The following is a 25,043-nucleotide window of genomic DNA, read 5'->3' on the forward strand; positions in this document are numbered from 1 at the left end:
GCTCATCCTTCCTCGCCTTCGGGAAGATTCTCGTCGCCGGCGCTTCGATCCTTGCCGTGCCGGGTAGTGCTGTCTTGGGCATCGCCGTGCTGGTCGGCACGGTCTTCATCCGCCATGCCTTCATTCGCGATGCCTTCATCCTGCATCGCAACCATCAGAGGGAAGCCCAGGAGCTGTATCGTGAAGACTTCGGTGTCGGCATCCATGTCCGTGTCCGATTCGCTGTGCCCGGTGGGCTCGCCGCTGTGCAGGGGATGATCCCGCATCTCGTCCAGCAGCAACGCCGCGATCTTATGCGTGATCGTGTGCGCCTGCTGTGCCGTGAGCCGCATCGGAAAATCACTCAGGGTCGAAGCGTCCTGCCACTCGGGGGAGAGCGTCCTCCAATGTTCGGTGGCTGCGATCATCTGACGCGAATATTCGGCGGCAACAACCTGCTGGAAGCCATACATGGCATCGAGTTGGACATCCGCGTCCGCTTCCTGCCGCGTGGGGGTGTTCGTGACCGTCGATGTGTTCGAGGCGCGCCAGACCAGTTTCCTGCCTGCGGAAAGCTGCTCGTCCTTTTCGATGAATCCGTATTTCGCCAGCATTCTCAGGTGGTAGCTGGTCGAACCGGTGTTCAGCCCTGTCCTGTGCGCGAGATCGGTTGCCGTTTGTGGCCCGTCGATGCGGAGCAAGCCGAGCAGCCGCAGTCGTATCGGGTGTGTGAGCGCACGCAGCTGCTCAGGGTTCGGTGTGATCGAATCTATCTTCGATGAGAAATCATGCTCTTCCATAAGTGCAAAGATATCATTGCAAATAAATCTATGCAAACGAATCTTTGTATAGAGTCGCTTTTGTTACTGGAAGCGGAGTGACATACTGTTTCGACGGCCAAACATGGTGCAGAGCGCATCACAGCATCCATGCACCAAGGCCTTCCGCGGGAGTGGAAGCTGAAGCCCTCTGTTCAGGCAGCCTCGTCAAGGACGAGATTGACGGCCTTCTCCCACTTGTGGTTGCTGACGAGGATATTCCCGGTGGCGCCGCTTACGAGTTCCTGACCGTTGTGCCAGCGGATGACCCCGCTTTCGCTGATTGAGGCGAATTTGCCCTGCTCGCCGGTGGTGATATCCACCGCATGCCCCTGCCAGGCCTGGATGACATTCCGGCTGTCGCAGCCGTACAGACCGCTCGTGTAACCCTCGGCAACACCATTATGCGCGATATACCCGCGCTCACCGTCGACTTCATAATGGAAGGGATGCGTGTTGGTCTCGCGTATGCCTCCATGTGTGGCATGCCTGAAATGCAGCAGGAATGGCACGGAAGTGAAGTACCGGTAATCACCGAGTATCTTGCCGAGCGTCTTGTTGTTATCCAGATTGCGGTAGCGATGCAAAGCCGTGCCGTCATACCATGCGATACCTGCACCATCGGGGTTGATTGCGCTCATGGCCGCCAACTGAATGACACTTGGCATGCTACCCGCCTCCGCAGTAATGATGACGCACATATCTCTACCTCGATTCCGTTCTGTTCCAGGCCTTCAGGCTCCGTTGTGATGCTGTGGTTCTTCGTGATACTGCAAAAGCCTATCCACCGGAACCGCAGTACTCAAGGATGTCGGTATACGCATTCGTGATGACCGGTTATCAGCGGTGGGGATTGGCGGCCTCATGCGACCACGGCGCACTGCTCAAGACAGTGCAGATTGAGACGATGTTGATGATGTTGATGATGTTGATGATGTTGATGGAGACAATGATGGTCGGTGCGACTGGTTTGTGCGACTGGTTTGTGCGACTGGACAATGCGATTGGTCGGTGCGAGCGGTGGGCGCGACCGAATGGTGCAAGCGGTCGGTGCGGGCGATCGATGTGACCCATCGATGTGACCGATCGATGCAGCCGATGGATGCAGCAGATCGATGCGGCTGCTCAGGAAGCGACATGACTTGTTCGGGTCCGGGCCGAGCATCAAAGCACTTGATAGCGCACGATAGGCGATGCGTCTAACGGATTCGGCACGTCGGCGTTCCAGTCGTTTAGCATGCATGGCAAGGGATATGGAAATATGCACATACGAGGATGGGAGCGGCTGCGATGGACTTCGGAGGAATACTGCGCATCACGGCATCGTGGCTGGATCTCGAAGAGCTGTTGCCTGAGGATGCATCGTCGCACTCTGCTTCGCACCCCGCCTCGCACTCTGTCTCGCACCCCGCCTCGCACCTTGCCCCGGATTGCGGCGCACCTGAGCCGATACGCAGTGGCGGGCTCTCCGGGCAGGGCCTCATCATTCCACTGGCCGCCGCAGGCGGATGTTCCCAGCCCATCGCCGTCCATCCATACCGTCTCAGCGGGAGGGCCGGGGGCGTCCGGGAAGGCGTCGGCGGCAATGAGGCCATGGCCCAATCCCATGAGGGATGGGGTATTCGGCCGTGTTGTTGCTGACCCGTCATGCTGTGACGGGTCGATGAGCATGCCGCTGACGATCGGTGGGCTACTCCTCGACTGCCGATCTCAGTGCCGACAATGCCGGATTGCGCAATCCGGTGAGCGTGCTGCACGTCGGCGACAACAGGAAGGGTTTGCCCCGATACACCTGCAGTGCCCTGCGGGCCTGCTGCTGTACGGTCTCCACATCCCGCTTGGTGATGTCGGCCCTGTTCACTCCGGCCAATGCAGGAATGGGTGATGGTGTTCCGATGCCGGGGTTGCCGGAGTCGAAATGATCCCAACTGATGGCCTTCACCGGGTAGCTGGAGATCACATCCGGGAATGCGTGCGGGCCGCAGGTGTGGAGCAGGGTCGGGAGTCCATGGTCGCTTATGGAGGCGATGATGCGTCTGTCATACGGGGTCGAGAATTCGGTGAATATGGTTTTGCCGCTGATGACAGGATTCGCTGTGCCGGTCAACGCGTAGTACACCGCGTCGGCCCCGGCGTCGGCGATTCGGGCGATGTAATCCTCCAGGACCAGGGTTATCTCATGCAGTGCACGGTGGGTGCCCTCGGGGTCTTCGCTGATCAGATCCTTCAGGCTCACCTGCGTGGTGGAGCCGGGTATCGTCTTGCCCACGCTGCGTGGCAGACCCGCCAGCCCGAGCAGAATGGTCAAGGGGGAGAAGACCGTTTGCGCCACCGGCAGATCAGGCAGTGACTTCCTCACGCGTCGCAAGACATCGATCTGGTCGAGTATGGCCGTGGAACCGATCGCGCGTTCATGGTCCACCAGCCGCAGGTCCTTGACGGTGTTGATGATTCCCCGGGTCTGGTAGGGCTGGGAACCGTGATAATCGTCATAGTCGAAGGTATTGCCGAAGGCCTCAAGATAATAGGTGTTCCTTGGATTGATTTTCACCCAATCCCAGTCGTATCCGAGCGTGAAGCGAATCGTCGCGTCGGCGAGCAGTGCCGGATCGGTCTCCACATCGAAGAAATGACCCCATGCGGCGACCGGAGGCCTATCCGGGACCTCTCCACTCAGCACGGCATCGAATCGTGAGCGGCTGTTCCAATCTGACATGGGAATCTCCTTCTGAGCAGTTCATGTGTTCCGATGACCAGGGCATGGATACAGCCGGAGCGGAAACGCATCTGTTGTGTTGCACACGAAGGTAACAAGGATTGAGACGGCTGTGGCGGGTGCAGGCATCGGCATTACTTGGAGCCGGTTCAAACACCCCGGTTTTCCGCCCAATCCCCGCAATCGCAAGGGTATAGAGGTCCGTTATAACCCGTGACACCCAATCCCGAATGCGCAGCAATGCCCACGCAATGCCCTCGCAATGCGCTCCACCCTCGATGAGCGCTACCAGTGCCTAGGGTTGAGTGTCGCCGGATGCACCTCTCAGCGGCGCAGGAGATGGACGGTGCCCCGGGGGAGAAGCAAGGAACATGCACGATGCATCCATGCCGCGTGGCACCGATGTCACGCCTCCATCCGATCATCGCTTCGGCTATGGTGCAAGTTCTTGAAATTCAAGCACAGATGTCTTCAACGGCCTGCTGGATGTGCAGTTTGGCGATGTCAAGGATATCAACAGGGATGTCGGTATTCTGCAGCAACAGGGGCAGTTCGGTGCAGCCCAGGATGATGCCATCGAGGTGATTGCTATGAATCATCGTTGTGATCAGCCGTATCATCTCCTGTCTGGTCTGTTCCAGAACGATACCGTTCTCCAATTCCTCGACGATTTTCCGGTGGATGTAAGTCTGATCCTCCGGCGAGGGAGTGATGATGTCGATGCCGGTCCGGATGAAAGGCACTGTGAAGAAATCATGCTGCATGGTGAATTTGGTACCCAGCAGCCCAAGCCTTCTCAGTCCTTTGTCCTGAGCGGCCTTCAGGGAGGGAGTGATGATGCTCAGTAAAGGAAGATCGACCTGTTCCTGGATTCTTTCGAAAACAATATGGGGTGTGTTGCCACACATCAGCCCGAAGTCGGCGCCCGCCTGTTGCAGTTCGCGTGCGGCATCTGCGAGGTAGGTGGCCACGGCAGCGTAATCCTGAACTTCCAACAGTGAAAACATGTGGTACATATTGATGCTGTTGATGACGATTTCCGGCAGAGTCTCAAGGCTGCCCATACGGTGCTGGTACCCTGCGATGATTTCCGAGTAGTACGACATGGTCGCCTCGGGACCGATACCTCCGATGATGCCAAGTTTCTTCATAACGTACCCCCTGTGAGAGCCCAGTGTATCCGTGGGCATGCCGTTATGCGGTCATGTGGACGCATCACGGATAACGCCATTGATGATGATCTCCTGAAGTCCTCGCACCGGCTCCTGGGATGCCGAGTATCAGGGTCTTGGGTATTTGGGTATTTGAGTATCTGAGTCTCTGGGGTGGGGCTTGGGAGCTCTTGGGAACTTTCGGGACACGCGTGGGGCGTTTCCTCGTGTCGCGAGTTATAGTGGGCGTGGTTGGGTATGAAGTTACCCTAGGCACCAAAATGAAACACAGTACATACGCCTGAACCGCTCAACGAGCTGATGACTTCTGCAGAGATGCAGGAGCCGTTATGCCCAGTCTCCTCATCTCTGGAACGATGACAAGGAGACAGTATGAAGAGCAGCGCGGCATTGCCGGTAATCATTGAAATTCCCCGTGGCGAACGCAATAAATACGAGGTGGACCATCAGTCGGGTCGAATCCGATTGGATCGCACACTATTCACATCAATGGGATACCCCGCCGATTACGGCTTCATCGAGGGGACGCTCGGGCAGGATGGTGACCCTCTTGATGCCCTGGTCCTGGACGAGGTTCCCGTATTCCCGGGTTGTCTGATTCTGGCCCGTCCGGTGGCATTATTCGTGATGAGCGACGAACACGGTCCCGATGCGAAGGTGATATGCGTTCCGCAGGATATCCGCTACCAGGGCATCGAGAACCTCGATGACATCAGTTCATGGAAGCAGGAGGAGATCGAACACTTCTTCTCGCAATACAAAGCCATAGAACCCGGCAAGTACGTAGACCCTGAATTCTTATGGAAAGGGGTGAGCGCCGCCAATAAGGAAATCTCGGAATCGTTTACTCGGGCCCAACGTGGCTAGGAATCCATCCTCCGATTCACTACCGCCGCGCTCTCTCTGTGCGGAGCTCACTGTGTGGTGTCCTCTGCACAGTGCTTGTTACACAGTGTTCTCTGCGCGGTGTTCTCCGCACAGTGCTTGTTACACAGTGTTCTCTGCGCGGTGTTCTCCGCACAGTGCCCTCTACGCAGTGCTTGAGACACAGTGCTTGTTATGCGGTGTTTTATACAGTGCACAAGCAATTAGCTAAGGAAATATTATGGATACGACAATCTCTCACATTCACGCACGTCAGATCCTCGATTCACGAGGCAACCCCACACTCGAAGTGGAAATGGTGTTGGACGATGGCTCCTTCGGTCTCGGTTCGGTGCCTTCAGGCGCTTCGACCGGTGAGAACGAAGCCAATGAGAAACGGGATGGAGATAAGCGGTTTTACGGTGGCAAAGGCGTGCAAAGCGTCGTTGACGGTGTGAACGGCGAGATCTCCAAGGCCGTCATCGGTCTTGATGCCAGCGATCAACGAGGTCTGGATGAGACGCTGATCGACCTTGATGGCACGGAAAACAAGTCGAGGCTTGGAGCGAATGCCATACTCGGCGTCTCGTTGGCGGCCCTGCACGCTTCGGCCTCTTCCTCACATCTGCCTCTGTACCGGTATATCGGTGGTACGGACGGTCACATCATTCCGGTGACCTCGATGAATGTGCTGAACGGAGGGGTTCACGCCACCTCATCAAACGTGGACATCCAGGAATTCATGTTCGCGCCCGTCGGTTTCGACAGCTACCACGATGCACTACGTGCCAATGTGGAGTCGTATCATGCCTTGAAACAGGTGCTGGTCAAGCGTGGGCTGGAAACAGGGCTGGGGGATGAAGGCGGATTCGCGCCGAATCTTCAATCGAACACCGAAGCATTCGATCTGCTGGTCGAAGCCATCGAAAAGGCGGGATATGAAGCGGGGGGACAGATCGCCATCTGCTTCGATGCCGCAGCATCCGAATTCTTTGACAAGGAGGAAGGCGTCTACCACTTCGATGGCGCGCTCGCCAGCGCCCAGGATATGACGAATTTCTATGAGGGGCTGCTGGACAAGTATCCGATCGCTTCCATCGAAGACCCCTTTGACGAGAACGCATGGGATGATTTCAGATCCTTGACCGCCAGGGTTGGTGACAAGGTTCAGATCATGGGGGATGACATCTTCGTCACCAATCCGAAGTTCATCACACGCGCGATCGCCGAGCGTACGGCCAACTCCACCTTGATTAAGCTCAACCAGATAGGCACGGTGACCGAAACCCTGGATGCCATAAGACTCGCTAATCGCAACGGTCTGACCACCATGGTGTCGCATCGTTCGGGTGAAACCCCGGATTCGACCATCGCCGATCTCGCCGTGGCGACGAACGCCATGCAGCTCAAGTCGGGGGCACCCGCACGCGGCGAGAGGGTGGCGAAATACAACCAGTTGCTACGAATCGAGGAAGGCCTGGGGAACTCCGTGGAATATGCGGGAAGGAATGCATTCCCGCAGTTCGCGGCGTGAGCGCACGGAGCTGAACCGGAACATGCGGGGAACTGCCGTGATGCGGCGGAATCTCATTCGTGGGGATTCCGCCGCATCGTCTTCAGGCTAGGCTATGCGCCACTGGCTTGCACGATGGCGTGCGGCATAGAAGGAGGCATATTGCCCTTCCTGCCCGATAAGTTCCTCATGCCTTCCACGCTGCACCACGCCACCCTTCGCATCGAGCACGATGATCAGATCGGCTGAGCGAATCGTGTTTAGCTTATGCGCTATCACCAGCAGAGACGAGGTCCGCCTCAGACGCTCCACGCAGTCCATGATGTGACGCTCGTTCTCGGCATCCAATGCGCTCGTCGCCTCATCCAACAGCACGATGGGGGCCTGCTTGAGCAATGCCCGGGCTATCGACACACGTTGGCGCTCGCCGCCTGAAAGGGCATGCCCGCCTTCACCGACCCTGCTGTTCCAGCCATCGGGCAATCTGTCGACGATTTCGGACACACCCGCGAGCGCGCCGGCATCTTGAACCTCCTGGTCAGTGGCCGATGGCCTTCCGACCCGGATATTCGCGGCCAAGGTGTCGTCGAAGAGGTAGACGTCCTGGAAGACGATGGACAGCTGCTCCATCAGCTGCGCGACGGGCTGGTCCTGCACCGCCACGCCACCGACGCGGATCTGGCCTGAAGTGACGTCGTAGAAGCGTGCGATGAGCTTTTCGATCGTTGACTTCCCGCCGCCCGAAGGTCCGACAAGAGCCACCATCTGGCCGGGTTTCACGTCGAAGGAGACATCGCGAAGCACCGGATGATCGGAGAGGTAGGAGAAATTGACGTCCCTGAGTGAAACCGCACCCTTGTCGCTGAGTTCGGCGGGCGCATCGGGTTCGCTCAGTGTCGGCGCATTGAAGATGTCGTCCAGATGGTCCAGCATCACCCTGTTGTCTTCGACACCCAGCAGCTTCCCGCCAAGCTCCTCAAGCGTCTGCATGAAGCGAAGCGACAATCCGATGAACGCGATCGCGGAGACCGGGCCCAGGGTGCCTGCCATCGCGAAGCGGGCGGCGAATACAATCATCAGCACCACGATCAGCTGCCCGATCACACCGGTGAGCAGATTCGCGGCGGTGCCCCACCACAGGGAGGTCTTCTGGGCTGCGGTGCTGGCCGCGCTCGCCTCGTCGAGTTCCTTGAATGAGGTGCTGCGACCGCAGGCGCGCAAGACGCCTTGACAGCGACCGAATTCGACGATGCGATCGCTGATCTCCTGCTCTGCGGGGTCGGTGATGTGCTTGCCTCTGGTGATGCAGTACTGCGAGAGCCTGAGCATAAGCAGCATCACCGGTACGCTGAGCGCCAGTATCAGACCGAGTCGGACATCCCAGACCAGCACCCCGATGATGACCACGCCGACGCAGCAGGCGTTCTGTATCAGTTTGCCCAGCAGATGGGCGACGCTCTGCCCGAGTGTCATCACGTCCTGCGAAGCGAAGCGGGAAAGGTTGCCGGCCGAGGACTCATGGAACCAGCCGATGGGAAGTTTGGCGAGTTTATCACCGACTCTCCTGAGCAGGTTGCGGATGATGTCAAGGGCGGATTCATAGGATGCTATGGCACCGAGATACTCTATTACCGCACCTGCGGCGCCGAGCAGTGCGAGCATGATCATCCATCCCCAGAAGCCGAGTCCCAGCGAGGTGTCCGCGCCGGAGAGTGTGGCGGATGCCGGCAGAAGCACCAGCAGCGAGAGGCCTGTGACGATGCCGGAAGCGGCGCTCAGCGCGATATCCGATGTGAAACGTGACTGTCCTTCCTCGGAGATCATCACCCGGTACCGGGAGATCAACGAGGGTTTGCCTTGTGCTGATGCTGCACTCATAGATTCACTCCTTCGCTGCCGGAATTCACGGCGGCGTAATCGCTGGCATCTGTCTGCGCGTTGGCCCAGAGGGCCGCGTAATGGGATTCGTCGGCAAGCTCGTCATGGGTGCCGCAGGCTTTGATCTGCCCGCGTTCAAGCACGACGATCTGTTCGGCACCAACGATGGATGTCGGTTTGTGCGCGATGACGATTACGGTTCTGTCGCGTACCAGGTTGTTCAATGCTGTTTGTATTTCTGCTTCCGACTCGGGATCCACCGACGCGGTCGCCTCGTCGAGTATCAGGATCGGTGCATCGACGATCAGCGCCCTGGCGATGGCGATGCGGTGTTCCTGTCCTCCCGATAATCCGACATCCTGATTGATGACCGTGTCGTAACCGTGCGGGAGGGCCATGATCTCAGCGTCGATGTTGGCGGCTTTGGCGGCTGCCCTCACCTCGTCAAGGCTGGCTTCGGGACGGGAAAGCGCGATGTTGTCCCTGACCGACATGCGCAGCAGCTGCGCATCCTGCAATACGAAGGATACGGTGGAATACAGCTTGTCATAGGACATATCGCGTACGTCCACGCCGCCGATGCGTACCGTGCCCTCATCGGGGTCGGCGAATCGGGCCACCAGCGTTGCGAGTGTGGACTTACCGGATCCCGAAGGGCCTATCAGCGCGGTCGTCGTGCCTTCGGGAATACTGAGACTCACATCGTTGAGTGCCAGCACATTCCCGTATGAGTACTTCACATGGTCGAAGCGTATGTCGTAGCCCTTGGGCGTGCGCGGTGTCGCGCTCTGTTCCATCACGGGGGTGTCAAGCACGTCCTTGAGACGAAGCGCGGCGGCTCCGGCGACCTGGTATGACCAGGACATATTGCCGGCGACCTCTATGGCTGCGGGAAGCACGAGGGCGATCAATGCGCATGCGAGTACCTGCACGGATGTCACCCAACCCTGTGAAACCATCAGGAATCCGCCTGCGAGATTGATCAGGAGCATCACCGGAGCGGCGATGAAGGACATCGAGATCGCCGAGCCTTTCAGCAGGGGTGCGCACCACCCGACGTAGAAGTCGGAGAAGTCGTCGGCGGCGCGGGCGAAGTTCCTGTGTGCGCGGCCAACCTGTCCGAAGGCTTTCACCACACTGATGCCGCTGACGAATTCGACCATCGTCGAGGAAACGGTGGAGAGCTTCGTATCCATCTCCGCGGTCTTCTCGGGCATGCCTTTCATCGTGAGCATCTGCAGCAGCAGGTATATGGGTATGGTCGCGACGGAGAGCAGACCCAGACGCCAGTCGATGCTCAGCGCATAGAGGAAGAGGGCGGCCGGCATCACCAGGGCGGAGGTGGATTCGACCGGGGCATGTGCGACGAGGCCGTGAACGGTATGGGTGTCGTCCTGTACCGCTTTTCGGATCTGGCCGCTGGTCGATGCCGAGAAGTGGGAGAGTGGGGCCCGGCCCAGTGCGGATATGAGACGTGTGCGCAGATCGAGTCCCATGCGGGCATCGGCGAAATGCGTGATGCTCAGAGCCAGGAAGTACAGGCACAATCTGCCCGTGAAGGTGCCGATGAGTACCGAAAGCAGCATCATGGCTTTGGGCTGGTCGATGGGTGAGCCCGTATTCCAGGCTTGCAGGAATACGGCACCCAGATTCACCAGCGCGACGTATGGGGCTATGGCCAGAACCGCTGAGATTCCGGAAAGCACCCGTCCTGCGAGCAACCACCATCTGATGGAACTGGTGATCTGGGCGAGCGCGGCCTTTCCGGCCTTGCTTTTCGACGCGGCGTCCGTTCCGCCGTCGCTATGCTCGCTTGTGTTCTTCCTTGTTGTTGGTGATGTCACAACTGTCCTTCCAGAACGCCCGATGCGGCGTCTATCGTATTTCTGCTTCTTCTTGTCTCACCACGGATTCGACCTGGATGTGCGAGCCGCCCTCGGATTCCGACAGGGCATGCAGGGTGACGATCCGATCGGCGCAGGCCCGAAGCAATTCGGTGTCATGGGTGATGACTATGACGATCGAGCCGCTGCGGGCGAGCGACCTGAGTCGCTTCGCGATGGCTATCAGATGCCGGTAGTCAACGCCGGAGGTGGGTTCATCGAATACGTACACCCGTTTGTCGCAGGCGATCGCCGAGGCGATGACCAGCCGTTGCTTCTGGCCGCCGGATAGGGAAAGCGGATGCCGGTCGGCGTATGCTTCAAGATCGAATTCCTTGAGCAGCGAGGGGACATCCACGGCTTCCCACTCCGCGCTGCTCTGTCCCAAGGTCACTTCCTTGCGGAGTGATTCCGAGAACAGTTGGCGGTGCACATCCTGCATGACGATGTAGCTCATGCGGGTTCTGTCCCGATGCGACACCGTGGCGCCGTCCAGACTGATGCCCGAGCCGCCTCGTTCCTTGAGCAGGCCGCAGATCAGACGTGCCAGCGTTGATTTTCCGGCCCCATTCGCTCCTACCAGGGCGGAGACGGAGCCTTCAGGGAATTGCACATGGCTGATGTCAAGAACGGCCTTCTTCCGGTATGCGAAGCGAAGATTGTCGAGCGCGAGGCCATTGCCGCCCTGCTCCGTGACCGGTGCGGTGGCCACCATCGGTTCTTCAAGCGAGCGCAGACCTCTTCGCCGCCGGGCTTCGTCGCTTTGCGCAAAGAACTCATCCCCGTCCATGATTTCGCTGATACGTCCGGAATCGAGCAGTACGGCCTGATCCACCAGCCCTTTGAGGAAATAGAGCCTGTGCTCGGCGATGACGACGGTTCGTCCCTGTCGTTTGAGCCGCGCCAGCATCCCGGCGAATTCTTCGATCGCATCGACGGAAAGGTTGGAGGTGGGTTCGTCGAAGAGCAACAGGGGCGTGTCCGCGCCGATGGCCTGCGCGCATGCGACTTTCTGCAGTTCCCCGCCGGAGAGCTCGTTCAGATGACGTCCCATCAGCTCCTCGATGTCGCCATCTCGTGCGGCACGGGCCACATTGCTGACGATCTGCAATCGGGGGACGGCATGGTTCTCCATGCGGAAGGCGAGTTCACTGCGCACCGCGCTGGTGAAGAACTGGGTTTTCGGATTCTGGAACACCGTGGCGCTGACTTCCCCGCAGGCGCTCAGATCTGCTGTGGACAGGTCGAGATCCGCCACGCGGACATGACCGGTGATCGTTCCCTGATGAAAATGGGGGACCAGACCATTGAGGAGTTGCAGTGCGCTTGTTTTGCCGGAGCCGCTCGCGCCACATAGCAAGGTGATCGTTCCCGGCCGGATGTCCAGTGAAATATCGTTGAGGGTCGCTCTGTCGGTGCGTTTGACATCCGCGGTGCCGTCATCGGCGGCTGTGGTGTAGTACGTGGAATGCCGTGTCGGTGCCGAGCCGTACCAGAAGCTCACATGATCGATGTGCGCGACGGCGTTGCCGTGGTGGGATTGCCCGGAATCCAAGGACTCCGCTGATGATATGCCACTGTGCTCCATATCCTTCTCTCCCCGGTTCATAGGATGATCCCCCCTCCGAAGATGCGCAGTGCGATGAGCAGCAGGGAGCAGATGCATACGAAGATGTCCCCGGTGCCGAATGTCAGTGCTTCGATGGTGGTGGGATGACGGTGCGTTCCCAGGCCACGCAACATCGATGAGGCGCTCAGGTCGTCGGCGATCCTTGAGGAGGCCGCAAGCAGGGGGACCAGAATGAATTCCGAGCTTCGTATCGGGTGCATGATCGCACCGAGCGCGCCGGGACGGATGCCTCGCAGCAGCATCGCGTCGTTGATGGCCCGCAGCTCCTGTCCGACCGTGGGGATGAATCGAATCACGACGATCAGCGGGACCACCACGCTTCTGGGGAATCGCAGTGTGACCAGGGCGGCGGCTATCTGGGCGGGGCCTGTTGTCGCGATGAAGAAGGCCGCGTATCCGCAGGAGACGCCAAAGCGGGTGAACCAGTAGGCCGCCACGGCCACAAGAGCGGTCACGGGGTTGGCAACAAGACGTGGAAGCACGAGGAATACCGTGGCGCATACCAGGATGAATACGCTGAATTTCAGCGCCCCACGCCATCTGCCGCACAGCAGATACAGCACTGCGACGAATGCGGCGGTCGCGAGCGTGAGGATGAAGGGTCCACCGCCAAGCACCAGGATGTTGACGAGTACCAGCAGCGCTATCGAGGTGCGCGGGTCGACGGACAGACCGCTGGCGGCGGCACCGGCCTGCAGGGTTCCGGCATTCGCCGTGGATGCCCTCTGCATGGCCGAGGGTGCGGGGGAGGATGCTGCTGCCGAGGCCGCTTCGGTCGGCGTCGACGTGGGCGGTACTGCTTCGCTCAGTGTTGCTTCGGCGCTCACGACACCATACCCGCTTTGGCGAAATGTCGGTCGATGAGTTTGGTGCCGATCCATGCTCCGAGCAGTCCCACGAAGCAGAGAATGACGATGAAGGCGGCGACGACCCACGGGGTGAAAATCTGGGACATCTGATTGGCGTATGTCGCACCCATGCTGCCTCGCATATCCTCGTAGTATGCGGTGGTGTTGATGAAGAGCGGGGCGAAGGGGCCGATAAGCCAGAGTTGGAAGAGGCCGTAGGCGGCGATGTTATGGCCGCGTGACCGGTAGTGCCCGGCTCTTACGATGAGATCCGCCACGAAGCCCAGTCCGGCGCACAGCGGGACGGTGCCCCAGAAGTGCCCGGTGGCGAGCATCAGGATGCCGATGATCAGACCCAGTATGGTCATCGCCCCCATAACATGCGTTTTGGCCATGAACAGCATGATGACGGTTCCGCCGATGATGGTGCTGAGGGTGAATCCTGCGAACATGCCGATCGGACTGATGATTCCCATCATGCCGCCGAGGAAGGTGACGAAATAATAGATCGCCGTGAACACACCGATATTGACCAGGTCCCTGGTGCCTAATGTCAGACGCGACGTATTATCTTGCTGTGATGTCATGTGTGGTGCTTTCTTGATGAAATGAGCTTGTAGCAACTGCCGGGTGCATTACTGCAGGGGGAGCCGGGGCTGATGAGGCAGGCGGGTCTCCCAAGAGGATGCTAAATATCCTGGGAGCGAAATACAAGACTGTGATTTTCCGAGAAATTCGGTTATCATATCCGCCCTTGTCGTCGGGTTCCTGTTCTTCAGGAATATGCCTTCCATCAGCACGTGACCCATACGAGGCCCTTCTACAAATCAATAATGATAATAATTATCATATACTGCCGATGCCGTTTTGTGTAGGGTTCGGCGCGTTGGCGGCGTGATGCATCGGTGGCAAGGTCCCGGAAGCCGCGGTGTCGGCTCGTTTGAAGCGTCGGGCGGGCAACGGCGATCCTTCTGTGGACTTCGCCTTCCCTCCCGGTCGCCTCAGTCGGCGGTTGTGGGGGATGGCAGGGTGCCTGCCAGACGTGCCCTGCAGTCGCCGCACAGACCGTGAAGAACGAGATCGCCGGAGTCCACGGTGAAACCGTGCTCGCTGGCCGCGTTGATTTCGGCGGAGTTCACCGGTGGTATGTCCAGATCGAAGATCCGCCCGCATTCGCGGCAGACCATATGGGCATGCGGTCGCTGTTGGCCGGTGTCGTAGAGCATGGCCCCGTCCACCATCGCCATCTTGTGCACGATGCCCAGTTCGGCGAAAAGCTCAAGTGTTGCATACACGGTCGGCAGGGAGATGCCCGGCATCAGATCCTCCAATTGCCGCTGTATGTGCACGGCGCTGACGTGCTGCGGGGAGGAGGAGACTATGCGGTATATCAGTTGGCGCTGTGGCGTGTTGCGCAGCCCGTGCTCATGCAGCAAGGCATCAAGATCCCTTGATCCGTCTGATGTGCGCGTTGTCGACTGCATAGCTCATAGCCTACTATCTTCACCCATTATTTCAAGGAATTTATAGTTTTAATTTGCATCTTATTAAAAGTTATTTAAGATAAGAGGCAAAGGAGCAGCGATGACGATAGAGAGTGAAATGGAATCGGGGAACATTCCGGAAACGACGGGTATCCATGTTGCGCATGGCGGCGATCATGATGCCTTCGTGCTGCGATATGTTCAGCCGGGATTGGTCGGACTGATCGATGGCACGGTGAGCACCTTGGCCCCGGTGTTCGCGGCCGCGATCTTCTCAGGACCCCACGCGGCGTTCATTGTCGGTATGGCGACCGCCCTGGGTGCGGGTGTCAGCATGGGGTGGTCGGAGGCGCTCTCCGACAACGGCAAGAGCACGGGTCGTGGTTCGGCCATCGTCCGCGGTGCGATCACCGGTGCGGCCACAACCATCGGCGGCACCTTCCATACGCTGCCATTCCTGATTCCCAGTCTTCACTGGTCGTTGATCGCGGCATTCATCGTCGTCGCCATCGAACTGGTCGTCATCGCCTGGGTCCGTTATCGCTTCCTGCATGTCCCGATGAAGAATTCCCTGATGGTCGTCACCCTGGGCGGTGCCATCGTGCTGGCCATAGGGGTGGCTCTGGGCGCCAGCTGACTCGTGCCTGCCGACGCCCGTTCCCCAGCGCTATGCGATGGCATCGGCGCTCTGCACTCTGGGGTTGACTTCAAGTGGACTTTAAGTTTTACACTCGTGCTTGGCATCGCAGGCGCTGATATGCATCACTGCCTTGCAGTGCCGGAAGATCAACAATGAAGCCAGTGATGGAGGAACGAATATGGCGAGCGTTTTGCATGATCATTTCACGTTGGCGAATGGCGTGGAGATTCCGAAGATCGGCTTTGGAACCTGGATGATAGAAGACAATGGCAAGGCCGCGCAAGCTGTCCGGGAGGCCATCGAGGTGGGCTATCGCCATATCGATACGGCTGAGGCGTATGGCAACGAAGCGGGTGTTGGCGAGGGGGTCCGTTCATCGGGGGTCGACCGCAAGGATATCTTCGTGACGACCAAGCTCCGTGCCGAATACAAGGACTACGAGGGCGCCAAGCAGGCCATCGATGAATCCTTGAAAACACTGGATCTCGGATACATCGATCTGATGATCATCCATTCACCCAAGCCCTGGGCCAAATTCGGTGAGGAGGAGCACTTCTTCGAAGGCAACCTGGAGGCATGGAAGGCCTTGGAGGAGGCCCATGATGCAGGCAAGATACGCGCGATAGGCGTATCGAATTTCCAACAGGTCGATTTGCAGAATATCATTGACCACTCGGCAACCCTTCCTGTGGTCGATCAGGTGCTCGCCCACATCGGGAACACCCCATTCGATCTGATCGATTACGCACGGGAGCGCAATATCCTCGTCGAGGCGTATTCGCCCTTCGGGCACGGGGATATGCTGAACAACGCCGATATCCAGCGGATCGCCGAACGCAATGGGGTGTCGGTAACGCAACTCGCTGTCCGATATCTGCTGCAGCAGGATCTGCTGCCGTTGCCCAAGGCCTCAAGCATCGACCATATGAGACAGAATGCGGATGTCGACTTCGTCATCAGCGATGAGGATATGGCCCAGCTGCGCGATATCACCAAGCAGCGCTACTCGGATGCGAATAGGAAATTCCCGGTCTACCAGTCATGAGGTGATTCCCGCCTTCTGCGTGGTGATGGATGCCGGCCGATCAACGCGATGTCCCGCGGCCGGCATCCATCCCGGTGCTAGGCGTTCCTCGCACCGGATACCGGCGAGGGCGCCTACTTCCATATTTCCTTGGCCATGTTGAATACGGCCCATGCTTTCGGCCAGCCCACATAGAAGGCGGCATGCGTCACGGCCTCCGCGATCTCCATCTGCGTGATGCCGTTCTCCTTGGCTGTTTGCAGATGAAAACGCAGGGAGTTGTCGAGCACTCCGCTGGACATCAGGCTGATCACCGTCACCAGGCTTCTGTCCCGTGCGCTGAGCTGCCGCTGCCTGGCCCAGACCTCACCGAAGAGAACGTCGTCATTGAGACGGGCGAATTCGGGTGCGAAAGCGCCCAGCTGATCCCGTCCCGCACTGACCTTGGTGTCCATCGTCATCGTGCTCGAAGGACTTGGGTCGGAGGGGAGATCCGCGGCAACGGCGGCGTTCGCGGCATCGTACTCGGCGTCGCTGACCGTCCGTCCCCATGAAACGGCATGACCATCGGCATCCTTGAGGGTCACCGCAAGGTGCTCCATGGCATGATTGCGGCAGGCGCCATGCCAGTGATTCACCCCTTTGCCCGTGGTGACCACATCCCCGCTGCGCAGGAGTCTCGGGGCCTTGCCCTCCTCCTGGTAGATGCCGAATCCTTCGGTCACCACAAGAATCTGGGCGACGGGATGCGTGTGCCAATGGTTGCGGCAGGCGGCATCGAAGTGGACGGTGCCTGTCGAGAATTCCTCGTCCGCCTCATGCATGGTCAGGCTTCCCGTTCCGTCAAAGAAGTTCGGGTCGAGCGTTGTGCTCGTTGGATCGCTGCTGTGTGTTGCGGTCATCGTCATCCTTCAATCGCTGCATCGAATACTGATGCTCGTATACTAAAACTTCGAGTGAGCTTTAAGTCAAACCGTGTAGGGGAATCCATGGAATATGCAATCGGACAGGCTGCCAGGGCCGCAGGCATGACGGCCTCAACGCTGAGATACTACGAGCAGGAGGGTCTCATCGTGGCGAAACGGCATGAGAACGGTAGGCGCTACTTTGACCAGGAGGATGTCAACTGGCTGAAATTCATCCACCACATGCGCAGCACCGATATGCCCATCGCGGATTTGGCCAGATATGTCAAGCTCCGCAGGCAGAAAGTGGAAGGCTCCCAAGAGGAGCTGCTGCTGATCATGAAGAAGCATGAGCGGCATCTGATAGAGAAGATGGCTCATTACCAGAGCAATCTCGATATGGTCAGATACAAGATCTCAATGTACGAGCATGAGCTCAAGGACGGGGACAACGATCTCTTCGAACTCTTCAAAGAGCGCAGGTGCAGATCCGATCAGTAGTCCTTCCTCATGCCCTGTGTGGGGGCGAATGCCCGTCGCGCACCCTGGCATAGTTTCCATGAATCCCGACCTCGGGCCAACTGAGCATCTGATTATTTACTTTCCGAAATGTTGCAACTGCTTTGGCCTTCAGGGTGTCCTCGGACCGTTCGTATGAACCTGAAACTTCCCGTACCTACGGATCTTCGCTTGAGAAAGACGCAGTTCTCGGTGCCGATCAGCATCGGTGACAATGTGTGAATCGGATCGGGGGTGACCATATTGCCCCGAGTGGCGATTGGGAAGAGTCCCGTCGTCTGTGCGAATTCATTACTTCCCAGCAGTGGCCCTGGTGAATATATGAGTGTCTTGGCCAATTGGGTGATTGGGGATATCTTAGCGATGCTGCGTGCCATCGATGCCCTCTAGTGCTACGTGAGCCGGGGGACTTGCCGATAGGGGAACCGCGGCCTGCGGATGTATCGAAGGGGTCGGCAATCGCGGGTAGGTAATTGTCAAGTAGTTGACAAATTCACGAAGGGGCCATAGGCTGTTAATTGTCAAGTACTTGACAATCGAAATCGAGCATGAAAGGACAATCATGGGAAACGATGTCAAACCACATATTCTCAATCAACTCAGAGAGTTGAGCATGCTGATGATCCGCAGTCGTACGCAGGTTGCCCGCCTTGATGGCCGTGGCATATACGGTGGCGGGCGTGGGCGTGCAGCCGCCCGTCCGGCGCGCAGGCATGAGCGCTTGGGCGGACCGGGTGCCGCTGTTGCACCAGAAGACCAGGGCGGCCAGATCGCCGATGGGGGAGGCGCTGATTCGGCTGTGCGTGGGCAGGGTCGGGTGCTGCTCACCTTAACGCTGCAATCCACTGTCAGCCAAAGGGATTTGGCGACTATCCTTGGACTGAGCAGACAGGCGCTTGGTCAGCTGTTGGGGAAACTGGAAAGCAAGGGGTATATTTCCAGACAGCCCTCCATCGAGGACAAACGCGTGGCGATGGTGCAGATCACCGAAAAGGGCCGGAAGGCGGCCAGCCAGCTGCACGACAGTCTTCAACAGGACGCCGATATATTCGACTGCCTGAACGAAGAGGAACTTGCCGAATTCAGCGGGTATTTGAACCGCATCATCGACAATATCGAACGAAAGCATCCTGAAGACGATTTTGTCGAGCGTCGCAAGATGATGAGAGAGGCCATGCGAGAATTCCGCAGGGCAAACAGGCAAGAAAGGGACCAATGAGCACACGACCATCAATCTCCTTGTTCTCATCAAGCGAGGCAGTCGCCATAGAGCAGCACAGCGCGACACCTTCGGTAAGCCGCACCTCGACTGGCACGGCGCGCGTGGAAGGTCGTCTGACCTCACCGGTCGCGCGAGTCCCTGAATCCACCGCGGTGGCCGGTGGGATAACCGTCAAAGGTCATACCATCCGCACCTTCGCCTACACCACCGATGCCGCGGTCATCCGCAACACCAACGCTGATGCGATCCTTGCGGTGTATCCCTTCACCGGGGAGCCGGTGATCACGCAGGCCCTGCTCACCGTGGCCCAGCAGCCCCTGTTCGTCGGCGTCGGGGGAGGGACCACAACGGGGACGCGCGTTGTCGAACTGGCTATGGTCGCCGAAATGCAGGGTGCCGCCGGCGTGGTGATCAATGCCCCGGCCCCGGCGGAAACGATCGAGGCGGCGATGAACGCGGTGGATATCCCCGTGGTGGCGACGGTGACCTCCGATGATGAGATAACCGAGGAAAAAATCCTCGCGGGTGCCGCCATCATCAATGTGGCAGCCGGTGCGCGCACCGCTGATGTGGTCGCCAGCATCCGCATCCACCATCCCGAGGTTCCTATCCTGGCTTCGGGCGGTGCCACGGATGAAAGCATCGCCTCAACCATCCAGGCTGGTGCGGATGCGCTCAGCTGGACACCTCCCAGCGCCCAGCAGCTGCAATCGGTGATGATGGCCCAATACCGTGGTGATGGACTGAAGCAGTGATCGCCACCTCGCAACCCAACTCCCTGAATCGAGCCTAAGGGTGGCGGTAAGGGCCGATCACGGCATTCCTGTCGCTCAACTCGCTGACGAACAGGCCATCACCGGAATCAAGATGTGCGAAGATGCTGTCAGCCGTTTCCTTTGCAGTCATTGAGGAATCGATAATCCACACGTTGGTCTGCAGCCGGGTCGGATTCGTCAATCCCTCGATCTTCACGAAGAAGTCAGGGCAGACATCGACCTCGTCTGAATGCAGGTCAAATGAAACAATGTATTCAGTCATCTCTTCCCCCTTGATAGAGCTGGCACTCACATCATAGACAGGATTCGTGATTGCCGGTCCCTGGGTCGTGGCCTCGCGAGTCCTGAGCTTGCGCGGCTTCCCACGCAAGTGCCCATGCAGGCCCGAACACGGCCTTCGGGGATCAGTGCCAGCATCCGCTCAACGCTTGGCGATATCCCGTTGGTAATCGCTTCGGCGAAGTTTCTTCCCGTTCGGCAGGTCGGTGTCCTCCACGGTGATTCTGGTGTACCCAATGGATGCCATCGTTGTGGTCAGGGATGCTTCATCGACGTGATGGTACACCTTCACGATGTCCTTGAACATATGGCCGTATGGTGATTCGGAAACAAAGCCGTCATCCTCATTGACCTGAAGCACGCATGAGACGAATTCCGGGTCCACGGTGCGCAGCGCCCTGGTGAAGGCCTCGTAGCCGACATATTCGATGAACAGGTTGGCCACGACGAGATCGGCGCTTGGCAGCTTCACTGCTTCATCCGATATATCCGCCAAAAGCGGTGTGAATGAATCGCCCAGATCCTGATGCCTCCGGGAGCAGGCCTGCAGATAGCTCTCGTTGAGATCCACGCCGTAAACGTGGGATGTCCGATTCGGATCAATATGTTCGAGACCGTTGCCTCCCGCGACGCCGAGAATCATGATGTCCGACACATCGAATGACGCGAACTGCTCCCTCATGATGAGATTCAGCGCCTGCAACTGGCGTACGGATTCCAGACGCATATGATTCTCGTAATCGGAGAGCTGCACATCGAGCCAAGGATTCGAAGAAGACATGTCGCTGCTCCCATTGCGTGATGGATGGTGATATCCACACGATACAACCCCTCTGTCACCAGTCGGTCCGGCCGGGATAAGCGATGCTCCGCGAGCGCGTGAATTACCGCAATACAGCTATGCATGATTCTGATGTGGCGAACAAAAAACCGCAGCCACTGATGTGGTTGCGGTTTTGATGGCTCCTGCGACTGGGCTTGAACCAGTGACCGTCCGATTAACAGTCGGATGCTCTGCCAACTGAGCTACGCAGGAATAATGTGTGTGGCGTGCGCCGCACACAAGAAGTAGATATTACAGTCACTTTTCAGACAATGCAAATTGGCATGTCGGATGTGTCGGCATCCACCTGCTCCGGGGATCGGACGCGGGGCCTTCACCATCCCTTCCCTGGAATCGGGAAGGTCGTCGTGAATCGGGAACATCATTGCCGAAGTACTTCGCACTTGCTACTAATGGACATATGTCCGATACCAAACAGCAATCCACCGTCGAATACCGTTTCGCACGTCCCGAGGAATTCGACGCGCTTGCCCGTTTGACCGCCCTGTCCTTCGGTGAGTACCCCTTTTTCAGTTTCGTGTTTCGTGAGGCATTCGATTCCTATGCCGATTACGTGAACTACATGGCTCGACTGGATCGGATGCATATCAGGGCCAATGCGCGCAAGCACGCCTGTCTTGTCGGCATCCGCAACGCCCGGGTCGTCTCGGTCGCGCTGTTGCAGGATCCCACAGCCAAACGGCTCGGTGTCTTCGACTACATCCTCTCCGGCGGACTGGGACTGATACCGCATGCGGGTCTCACACGTCTGCTGGATTTCTTCAGTATCAGCGAGCAGGCCCATCAGGATTGCGCGAGGGAGTGTCCTGATGCGTGGTACGTCGAGATGCTTGCCGTGGATAGCGGTCTCAAGGGGCAGGGATTAGGCAGCCATATGATTGAGGAGTGCCTGGTCCCGTATGTGCGAGCCCATGGCGGTACTGAGCTGAGCCTGATCACGAATACTGAGGCGAACCGCCGCTTCTATTCCAGGAACGGATTCACCGAATTCGCAGGGGGACAGCTCGAACGGAAGGGCACACAGATCGGCAATTGGAGTTACCGCATGGATCTGGAATGATGCGAGGAATCCGGCCGTAACACCCCAGAGGAGCCTTCAGCGACCGCTGTGCGGCGTCTGGAAGCGTCCTACGAGCTTGGAGATGTGATTGCCGGCTCCGCCCCTGAGACGGGGCTTTCGCCGCTTTGCCGTAACCATGACGGGGCAGCCTGCGCAGACCAAGGAATCCGGGTCAGGTGAGCAGCTGCCAAGTGAACAGCTGGCACCTCCAATCCGGAGGATGTCGAGTTTTCCTTCCGCCCGTGCCTCTTCGATGACCATCTCGACGAAGTCCAGTGGCAGGTGGAGATGCTCGGCTGCCAGACGGGGTGTTGAACCGGATCGCAGTTCAGCGATGATCGCTTCGCCGATGCCTGTGGCCTGTGGCCTTGCCCCGTCGGGGTGCCGGTTGGGCGCACTTGCGGCTGAGGCCATGCCCACGGTGTGATGGAATCCCTTCACAGCAGTCGGCCTATCTGGAATATCACGATGGCCAGCACATATGCGACCACGAGTCCCATCGCCACGGATTGCATGGCGGTTTTCCCGCCGAACTGGCGTTTCATCTCCGCGACGGTGGCGAGACAAGGCGTGTAGGCAAGCACGAACACCATGAAGGCCGCGGCTGCCGCGGAAGCATGGCCTCCGCTGGAGCGTTCGAAGCTGCCGCGCACCGCTTTGCCGAGAGAACCCCTTCCCTGGGCGGCTTCAGAAGCGTTGCCCGAGTCGTCGATCGCATAGCTTTGGGCCATCGAACCCACAACGACCTCTTTGGCGACGAAACCGGTGATCAGCGCGGCTGATGCATGAAGGTCGTTGAAGCCTGCCGGTTCGAAGATGACGGCCGACTTCTCAGCCACCACGCCGTAGAGCGAATGCTCGACCGCATCCACATGTCCGAAGCTGTTGGTGCCGGCCGCGCCCGCGGTGACCGGTATGGCGGCCAGAAACCACATGATGATGGTCATCGAGATGATGATCGAGCTCGCACCGGTGATGAAGGCCCACAGACGCAAGGCCACCGATTTCACCAGACGGAGAAGCTTGGGCAATTGATATGCGGGGAGCTCCATCGCGAAAGGCTGGGTATGCAGGTCGTTGAACTGCGTCTTCCTCAGGGCGAATCCCACCGCCAGGATGATCACGATCGAAGCGACATACATGAGGAAGATCGCGAGACCCGCATAGCGGTCGAAGAAGGCATACGCCAAAACGATGTAGACACTGAGACGCGCCGAGCATGAGGTGAAGGGTATCAGCAGTCCGGTCAGCAGTCGTTGCCGGGAATCGGGCAGGGTGCGCGTGGATGCCAAAGCGGGCAGATTGCAGCCGAAGCCCACGACCAGCGGCAGGAAGGCGCGTCCATCAAGGCCGATCACCCTCATGGCCTTGTCCATGACGAAGGCCGCACGGGCCAGGTATCCAGAGTCCTCAAGCATCGAGAGGATGAGGAACATGATCCCCATAGGGGGCACGAAGGTCAGCACCGTGATCGCACCGCCCAGCACACCGTCGATCAGCAGCGCATGGAACCAACCGTCCAGTGACCCACTGCCGGCCAGTGTGGTGAACACCGCATCGATACCGGAGGTCATCCACTGCCTGAAGGTGACATCGAAGAAGTCGATGAAGGGGCTGGCCAAGGTTGTGATCGATTCGAACACCAGATACATGACCGCCAGGAACACCACGATTCCCGAAATCGGATGGAGGAGCACCCGGTCTATCCTGTCGGAAAGCGTCACCGCGGCCGCAGCGGGATGGCTCCCATCCAGGGCCCGGACCTTTCCGGCGACCCAGTCGAAACGCTCGTCGGCCGTGGACTTGATCCATTGCGATACCTCACGCTGTGAGGCCTGCCTTCCCGGGGCCGGGGTGCTGAGCATCTGATCGCCGGCGGTGAATGGCGAAGAGCCCCGCTCCGAGGTCGTCGATGCCGCAAGAGCCGAGTCGATGGCCTGCAGCAGCTCCTCCTTGCCTGCCGAGGTCCTGCCGTCCACCTGCACGAAGGTCAGTTCGGGAATCAGCGTGCGCAATCCTTCGAGCGTCACGGATGAGCCTTGGCGAAGGGCGAGATCGAGCATGGTGACGGCCACCACCAGGGGGCGTCCCAGGTCGATGAGCTGACTCAACAGGTAGAGGGATCTCGATGGGGAGGTCGCATTGATCACGGCGACGATCACATCGGGAAGGGGGTTGCCGGCCCGGCCCATCGCCGCCTCGGAGGATACCTGCTCATCAGGGCTGATCGCATCCAAGGATGTCGTACCCGGAGTATCGGTGAAGGTCCACTGCTCATCGTGATGGTCGAGATTGCCGGATTCGATGAGCACAGTGGTGCCCGGTGCATTCATGACCTTTGCGTTGCTGCCCAGCACGGCGTTGAAGAGGGTTGATTTTCCAACATTCGGATTCCCCATGAAGACGATGTTGCTATGCTTCCCATCCGCCTCGCGAGGGGATTCGTGCGAGGTCGGCAACAGGGCCGCGAGGCCCCGATGGTGGTGATGCCCGGATGTGCCGCAGTGGGAGCAGCCGGGTGCCGCCGCATCGCAGTTGGGGCACGCTGCGGGTGCGCTCAGGTCATCCGCGCTCTGATCCGCTGCATGACGATCCTGGATACCTGGCATTGGCATGATGTTTCCCTCAAGTTCTTATGGTCGCACTGTTCGTATGCTGCAATCGCAGTAGGCTCCATGGGCCGGGACCAGGGCCGTGGGCCGGGTCGGACATGACCGTTCAAGCCCTGGCAGCGTGGGGCATACGCGTGCATTCGGTCAACTGGGACGGACCAGTATGCGTCTGGCCGTTGAGCCGTCCACAGCGATGCGCTCGGATCCATGTGAGATCACGCAGCCGCCGAAATTGGCCTTCTGAATGACGGTGATCCGTTCGTGCTCGCGAAAGCCAAGCTCTCTGAGACGGAAACGGTACTGCTCCGCAAGGTCAATTGCGCAGATCTCTATTTCCATACCGAGTGGGCATGTGCGCAATGATTGGGTCATGATTT

25 protein-coding genes, 1 tRNA gene and 1 riboswitch are annotated in these 25,043 nt (G+C 58.7%); of the genes, 9 read left to right on the forward strand and 17 right to left on the reverse strand.

Features of this window, described 5'->3' with window-relative positions:
* Positions 1–2: 2 nt before the first annotated feature.
* Positions 3–779, reverse strand: a complete 777-nt coding sequence (locus BPSY_RS11150; RefSeq protein WP_051921834.1) for a winged helix-turn-helix domain-containing protein — start codon at positions 777–779, stop codon at positions 3–5.
* Between the two features lie 173 nt (positions 780–952).
* Positions 953–1,465, reverse strand: a complete 513-nt coding sequence (locus tag BPSY_RS07505; RefSeq protein WP_051921835.1) for a class II glutamine amidotransferase — start codon at positions 1,463–1,465, stop codon at positions 953–955.
* A gap of 161 nt (positions 1,466–1,626) precedes the next feature.
* Between BPSY_RS07505 and BPSY_RS11710 the strand changes: the two genes are divergently transcribed.
* Positions 1,627–1,866, forward strand: a complete 240-nt coding sequence (locus BPSY_RS11710) for a hypothetical protein (protein WP_034886780.1) — start codon at positions 1,627–1,629, stop codon at positions 1,864–1,866.
* Between the two features lie 621 nt (positions 1,867–2,487).
* Here BPSY_RS11710 and BPSY_RS07520 read toward each other — a convergent pair.
* Positions 2,488–3,513, reverse strand: coding sequence for a uroporphyrinogen decarboxylase family protein (locus BPSY_RS07520; RefSeq protein WP_033497876.1), 1,026 nt, complete (start codon positions 3,511–3,513; stop codon positions 2,488–2,490).
* A gap of 455 nt (positions 3,514–3,968) precedes the next feature.
* The gene (locus tag BPSY_RS07525; protein ID WP_033497875.1) at positions 3,969–4,664 is read right to left on the reverse strand and encodes an aspartate/glutamate racemase family protein; all 696 of its coding nucleotides are present in this window, start codon (positions 4,662–4,664) and stop codon (positions 3,969–3,971) included.
* A 245-nt stretch (positions 4,665–4,909) separates the two neighbouring features.
* Positions 4,910–5,002, forward strand: a riboswitch (Fluoride riboswitch).
* 55 nt (positions 5,003–5,057) lie between these two features.
* Here BPSY_RS07525 and BPSY_RS07535 point away from each other — a divergent pair.
* Together BPSY_RS07535 and eno are read left to right on the forward strand one after the other, a co-directional pair.
* A complete protein-coding gene (locus tag BPSY_RS07535; protein WP_033497873.1) occupies positions 5,058–5,552 on the forward strand; it encodes an inorganic diphosphatase in 495 nt (164 codons plus the stop codon).
* A gap of 238 nt (positions 5,553–5,790) precedes the next feature.
* A complete protein-coding gene (gene eno, locus BPSY_RS07540) occupies positions 5,791–7,083 on the forward strand; it encodes a phosphopyruvate hydratase (RefSeq protein ID WP_033497872.1) in 1,293 nt (430 codons plus the stop codon).
* An 87-nt stretch (positions 7,084–7,170) separates the two neighbouring features.
* On the opposite strand, the gene BPSY_RS07545 is transcribed toward eno, so the two are convergent.
* From BPSY_RS07545 to BPSY_RS07570, 6 genes are all read right to left on the reverse strand, one after another.
* On the reverse strand, positions 7,171–8,940 hold the full coding sequence (locus BPSY_RS07545) for an ABC transporter ATP-binding protein (protein ID WP_033497871.1): 1,770 nt from the start codon (positions 8,938–8,940) through the stop codon (positions 7,171–7,173).
* Positions 8,937–10,784 (reverse strand): ABC transporter ATP-binding protein, encoded by a 1,848-nt coding sequence (locus BPSY_RS07550; protein WP_051921836.1) that lies wholly within the window; start codon positions 10,782–10,784, stop codon positions 8,937–8,939. Before BPSY_RS07550 ends, BPSY_RS07545 begins: the two co-directional genes overlap by 4 nt.
* 31 nt (positions 10,785–10,815) lie before the next feature.
* Positions 10,816–12,432, reverse strand: a complete 1,617-nt coding sequence (locus tag BPSY_RS07555) for an ABC transporter ATP-binding protein (protein WP_238556827.1) — start codon at positions 12,430–12,432, stop codon at positions 10,816–10,818.
* The gene (locus BPSY_RS07560) at positions 12,429–13,280 is read right to left on the reverse strand and encodes an energy-coupling factor transporter transmembrane component T (RefSeq protein WP_157809786.1); all 852 of its coding nucleotides are present in this window, start codon (positions 13,278–13,280) and stop codon (positions 12,429–12,431) included. The genes BPSY_RS07555 and BPSY_RS07560 overlap by 4 nt, the downstream gene beginning before the upstream one ends.
* Positions 13,277–13,888 (reverse strand): MptD family putative ECF transporter S component, encoded by a 612-nt coding sequence (locus tag BPSY_RS07565; protein ID WP_033497870.1) that lies wholly within the window; start codon positions 13,886–13,888, stop codon positions 13,277–13,279. Before BPSY_RS07565 ends, BPSY_RS07560 begins: the two co-directional genes overlap by 4 nt.
* Before the next feature lie 414 nt (positions 13,889–14,302).
* A complete protein-coding gene (locus BPSY_RS07570) occupies positions 14,303–14,785 on the reverse strand; it encodes a Fur family transcriptional regulator (protein WP_051921838.1) in 483 nt (160 codons plus the stop codon).
* Between the two features lie 100 nt (positions 14,786–14,885).
* On the opposite strand from BPSY_RS07570, the gene BPSY_RS07575 reads away from it, so the two are divergent.
* Complete coding sequence (locus BPSY_RS07575) at positions 14,886–15,422, forward strand: VIT1/CCC1 transporter family protein (protein WP_202961806.1); 537 nt, start codon at positions 14,886–14,888, stop codon at positions 15,420–15,422.
* A gap of 181 nt (positions 15,423–15,603) precedes the next feature.
* A complete protein-coding gene (locus BPSY_RS07580) occupies positions 15,604–16,470 on the forward strand; it encodes an aldo/keto reductase (RefSeq protein ID WP_033497897.1) in 867 nt (288 codons plus the stop codon).
* A gap of 113 nt (positions 16,471–16,583) precedes the next feature.
* Here BPSY_RS07580 and BPSY_RS11975 read toward each other — a convergent pair whose 3' ends face one another.
* Positions 16,584–17,351: a cupin domain-containing carboxymuconolactone decarboxylase family protein gene (locus BPSY_RS11975; RefSeq protein ID WP_238556828.1), complete on the reverse strand. Its 768-nt coding sequence runs from the start codon at positions 17,349–17,351 to the stop codon at positions 16,584–16,586.
* Positions 17,352–17,438: 87 nt separating this feature from the next.
* Between BPSY_RS11975 and BPSY_RS11715 the strand changes: the two genes are divergently transcribed.
* The 3 genes from BPSY_RS11715 (at position 17,439) to BPSY_RS07600 (ending at position 19,850) form a co-directional block, all read left to right on the forward strand.
* Positions 17,439–17,855 carry a MerR family transcriptional regulator gene (locus tag BPSY_RS11715; protein WP_033497868.1) on the forward strand — a complete coding sequence of 139 codons (417 nt, stop codon included), beginning with the start codon at positions 17,439–17,441 and terminating at the stop codon, positions 17,853–17,855.
* 580 nt (positions 17,856–18,435) lie between these two features.
* On the forward strand, positions 18,436–19,092 hold the full coding sequence (locus BPSY_RS11155) for a MarR family winged helix-turn-helix transcriptional regulator (protein WP_051921839.1): 657 nt from the start codon (positions 18,436–18,438) through the stop codon (positions 19,090–19,092).
* On the forward strand, positions 19,089–19,850 hold the full coding sequence (locus BPSY_RS07600) for a hypothetical protein (protein ID WP_051921840.1): 762 nt from the start codon (positions 19,089–19,091) through the stop codon (positions 19,848–19,850). Before BPSY_RS11155 ends, BPSY_RS07600 begins: the two co-directional genes overlap by 4 nt.
* Before the next feature lie 34 nt (positions 19,851–19,884).
* On the opposite strand, the gene BPSY_RS07605 is transcribed toward BPSY_RS07600, so the two are convergent.
* The 3 genes from BPSY_RS07605 to BPSY_RS07615 all read right to left on the reverse strand — a co-directional run bounded on the left by BPSY_RS07605 (position 19,885) and on the right by BPSY_RS07615 (position 21,186).
* Positions 19,885–20,133, reverse strand: coding sequence for a hypothetical protein (locus tag BPSY_RS07605; protein WP_033497866.1), 249 nt, complete (start codon positions 20,131–20,133; stop codon positions 19,885–19,887).
* Positions 20,134–20,292: 159 nt separating this feature from the next.
* Positions 20,293–20,931, reverse strand: a complete 639-nt coding sequence (locus tag BPSY_RS07610) for a class I SAM-dependent methyltransferase (RefSeq protein ID WP_033497865.1) — start codon at positions 20,929–20,931, stop codon at positions 20,293–20,295.
* 179 nt (positions 20,932–21,110) lie between these two features.
* Positions 21,111–21,186 (reverse strand) — tRNA-Asn (locus tag BPSY_RS07615).
* Between the two features lie 208 nt (positions 21,187–21,394).
* On the opposite strand from BPSY_RS07615, the gene BPSY_RS07620 reads away from it, so the two are divergent.
* Positions 21,395–22,054: a GNAT family N-acetyltransferase gene (locus BPSY_RS07620; RefSeq protein ID WP_033497864.1), complete on the forward strand. Its 660-nt coding sequence runs from the start codon at positions 21,395–21,397 to the stop codon at positions 22,052–22,054.
* Positions 22,055–22,090: 36 nt separating this feature from the next.
* Here the strand turns inward: BPSY_RS07620 and BPSY_RS11160 are convergent, their stop codons facing one another.
* From BPSY_RS11160 to BPSY_RS07635, 3 genes are all read right to left on the reverse strand, one after another.
* Positions 22,091–22,495 (reverse strand): hypothetical protein, encoded by a 405-nt coding sequence (locus tag BPSY_RS11160; protein ID WP_052118907.1) that lies wholly within the window; start codon positions 22,493–22,495, stop codon positions 22,091–22,093.
* Positions 22,492–24,669 carry a ferrous iron transport protein B gene (gene feoB, locus BPSY_RS07630; RefSeq protein ID WP_238556829.1) on the reverse strand — a complete coding sequence of 726 codons (2,178 nt, stop codon included), beginning with the start codon at positions 24,667–24,669 and terminating at the stop codon, positions 22,492–22,494. The genes BPSY_RS11160 and feoB overlap by 4 nt, the downstream gene beginning before the upstream one ends.
* A gap of 141 nt (positions 24,670–24,810) precedes the next feature.
* Complete coding sequence (locus BPSY_RS07635; RefSeq protein ID WP_081884419.1) at positions 24,811–25,038, reverse strand: FeoA family protein; 228 nt, start codon at positions 25,036–25,038, stop codon at positions 24,811–24,813.
* Positions 25,039–25,043 lie beyond the last annotated feature (5 nt).

Origin of the sequence: Bifidobacterium psychraerophilum (genome assembly GCF_000741705.1) — a bacterium.
Taxonomy (GTDB): Bacteria; Actinomycetota; Actinomycetes; order Actinomycetales; family Bifidobacteriaceae; genus Bombiscardovia; species Bombiscardovia psychraerophila.

What these genes read in the sequence shown, in the direction of transcription:
- BPSY_RS11150 (WP_051921834.1), bottom strand. Translation starts at nt 779, where the DNA reads ATGGAAGAGCATGATTTCTCATCGAAGATAGATTCGATCACACCGAAC.
- BPSY_RS07505 (WP_051921835.1), bottom strand. Translation starts at nt 1,465, where the DNA reads ATGCCAAGTGTCATTCAGTTGGCGGCCATGAGCGCAATCAACCCCGAT.
- BPSY_RS11710 (WP_034886780.1), top strand. Translation starts at nt 1,627, where the DNA reads ATGACCGGTTATCAGCGGTGGGGATTGGCGGCCTCATGCGACCACGGC.
- BPSY_RS07520 (WP_033497876.1), bottom strand. Translation starts at nt 3,513, where the DNA reads ATGTCAGATTGGAACAGCCGCTCACGATTCGATGCCGTGCTGAGTGGA.
- BPSY_RS07525 (WP_033497875.1), bottom strand. Translation starts at nt 4,664, where the DNA reads ATGAAGAAACTTGGCATCATCGGAGGTATCGGTCCCGAGGCGACCATG.
- BPSY_RS07535 (WP_033497873.1), top strand. Translation starts at nt 5,058, where the DNA reads ATGAAGAGCAGCGCGGCATTGCCGGTAATCATTGAAATTCCCCGTGGC.
- eno (WP_033497872.1), top strand. Translation starts at nt 5,791, where the DNA reads ATGGATACGACAATCTCTCACATTCACGCACGTCAGATCCTCGATTCA.
- BPSY_RS07545 (WP_033497871.1), bottom strand. Translation starts at nt 8,940, where the DNA reads ATGAGTGCAGCATCAGCACAAGGCAAACCCTCGTTGATCTCCCGGTAC.
- BPSY_RS07555 (WP_238556827.1), bottom strand. Translation starts at nt 12,432, where the DNA reads ATGAACCGGGGAGAGAAGGATATGGAGCACAGTGGCATATCATCAGCG.
- BPSY_RS07565 (WP_033497870.1), bottom strand. Translation starts at nt 13,888, where the DNA reads ATGACATCACAGCAAGATAATACGTCGCGTCTGACATTAGGCACCAGG.
- BPSY_RS07570 (WP_051921838.1), bottom strand. Translation starts at nt 14,785, where the DNA reads ATGCAGTCGACAACGCGCACATCAGACGGATCAAGGGATCTTGATGCC.
- BPSY_RS07575 (WP_202961806.1), top strand. Translation starts at nt 14,886, where the DNA reads ATGACGATAGAGAGTGAAATGGAATCGGGGAACATTCCGGAAACGACG.
- BPSY_RS07580 (WP_033497897.1), top strand. Translation starts at nt 15,604, where the DNA reads ATGGCGAGCGTTTTGCATGATCATTTCACGTTGGCGAATGGCGTGGAG.
- BPSY_RS11975 (WP_238556828.1), bottom strand. Translation starts at nt 17,351, where the DNA reads ATGACCGCAACACACAGCAGCGATCCAACGAGCACAACGCTCGACCCG.
- BPSY_RS11715 (WP_033497868.1), top strand. Translation starts at nt 17,439, where the DNA reads ATGGAATATGCAATCGGACAGGCTGCCAGGGCCGCAGGCATGACGGCC.
- BPSY_RS11155 (WP_051921839.1), top strand. Translation starts at nt 18,436, where the DNA reads ATGGGAAACGATGTCAAACCACATATTCTCAATCAACTCAGAGAGTTG.
- BPSY_RS07600 (WP_051921840.1), top strand. Translation starts at nt 19,089, where the DNA reads ATGAGCACACGACCATCAATCTCCTTGTTCTCATCAAGCGAGGCAGTC.
- BPSY_RS07605 (WP_033497866.1), bottom strand. Translation starts at nt 20,133, where the DNA reads ATGACTGAATACATTGTTTCATTTGACCTGCATTCAGACGAGGTCGAT.
- BPSY_RS07610 (WP_033497865.1), bottom strand. Translation starts at nt 20,931, where the DNA reads ATGTCTTCTTCGAATCCTTGGCTCGATGTGCAGCTCTCCGATTACGAG.
- BPSY_RS07620 (WP_033497864.1), top strand. Translation starts at nt 21,395, where the DNA reads ATGTCCGATACCAAACAGCAATCCACCGTCGAATACCGTTTCGCACGT.
- feoB (WP_238556829.1), bottom strand. Translation starts at nt 24,669, where the DNA reads ATGCCAATGCCAGGTATCCAGGATCGTCATGCAGCGGATCAGAGCGCG.
- BPSY_RS07635 (WP_081884419.1), bottom strand. Translation starts at nt 25,038, where the DNA reads ATGACCCAATCATTGCGCACATGCCCACTCGGTATGGAAATAGAGATC.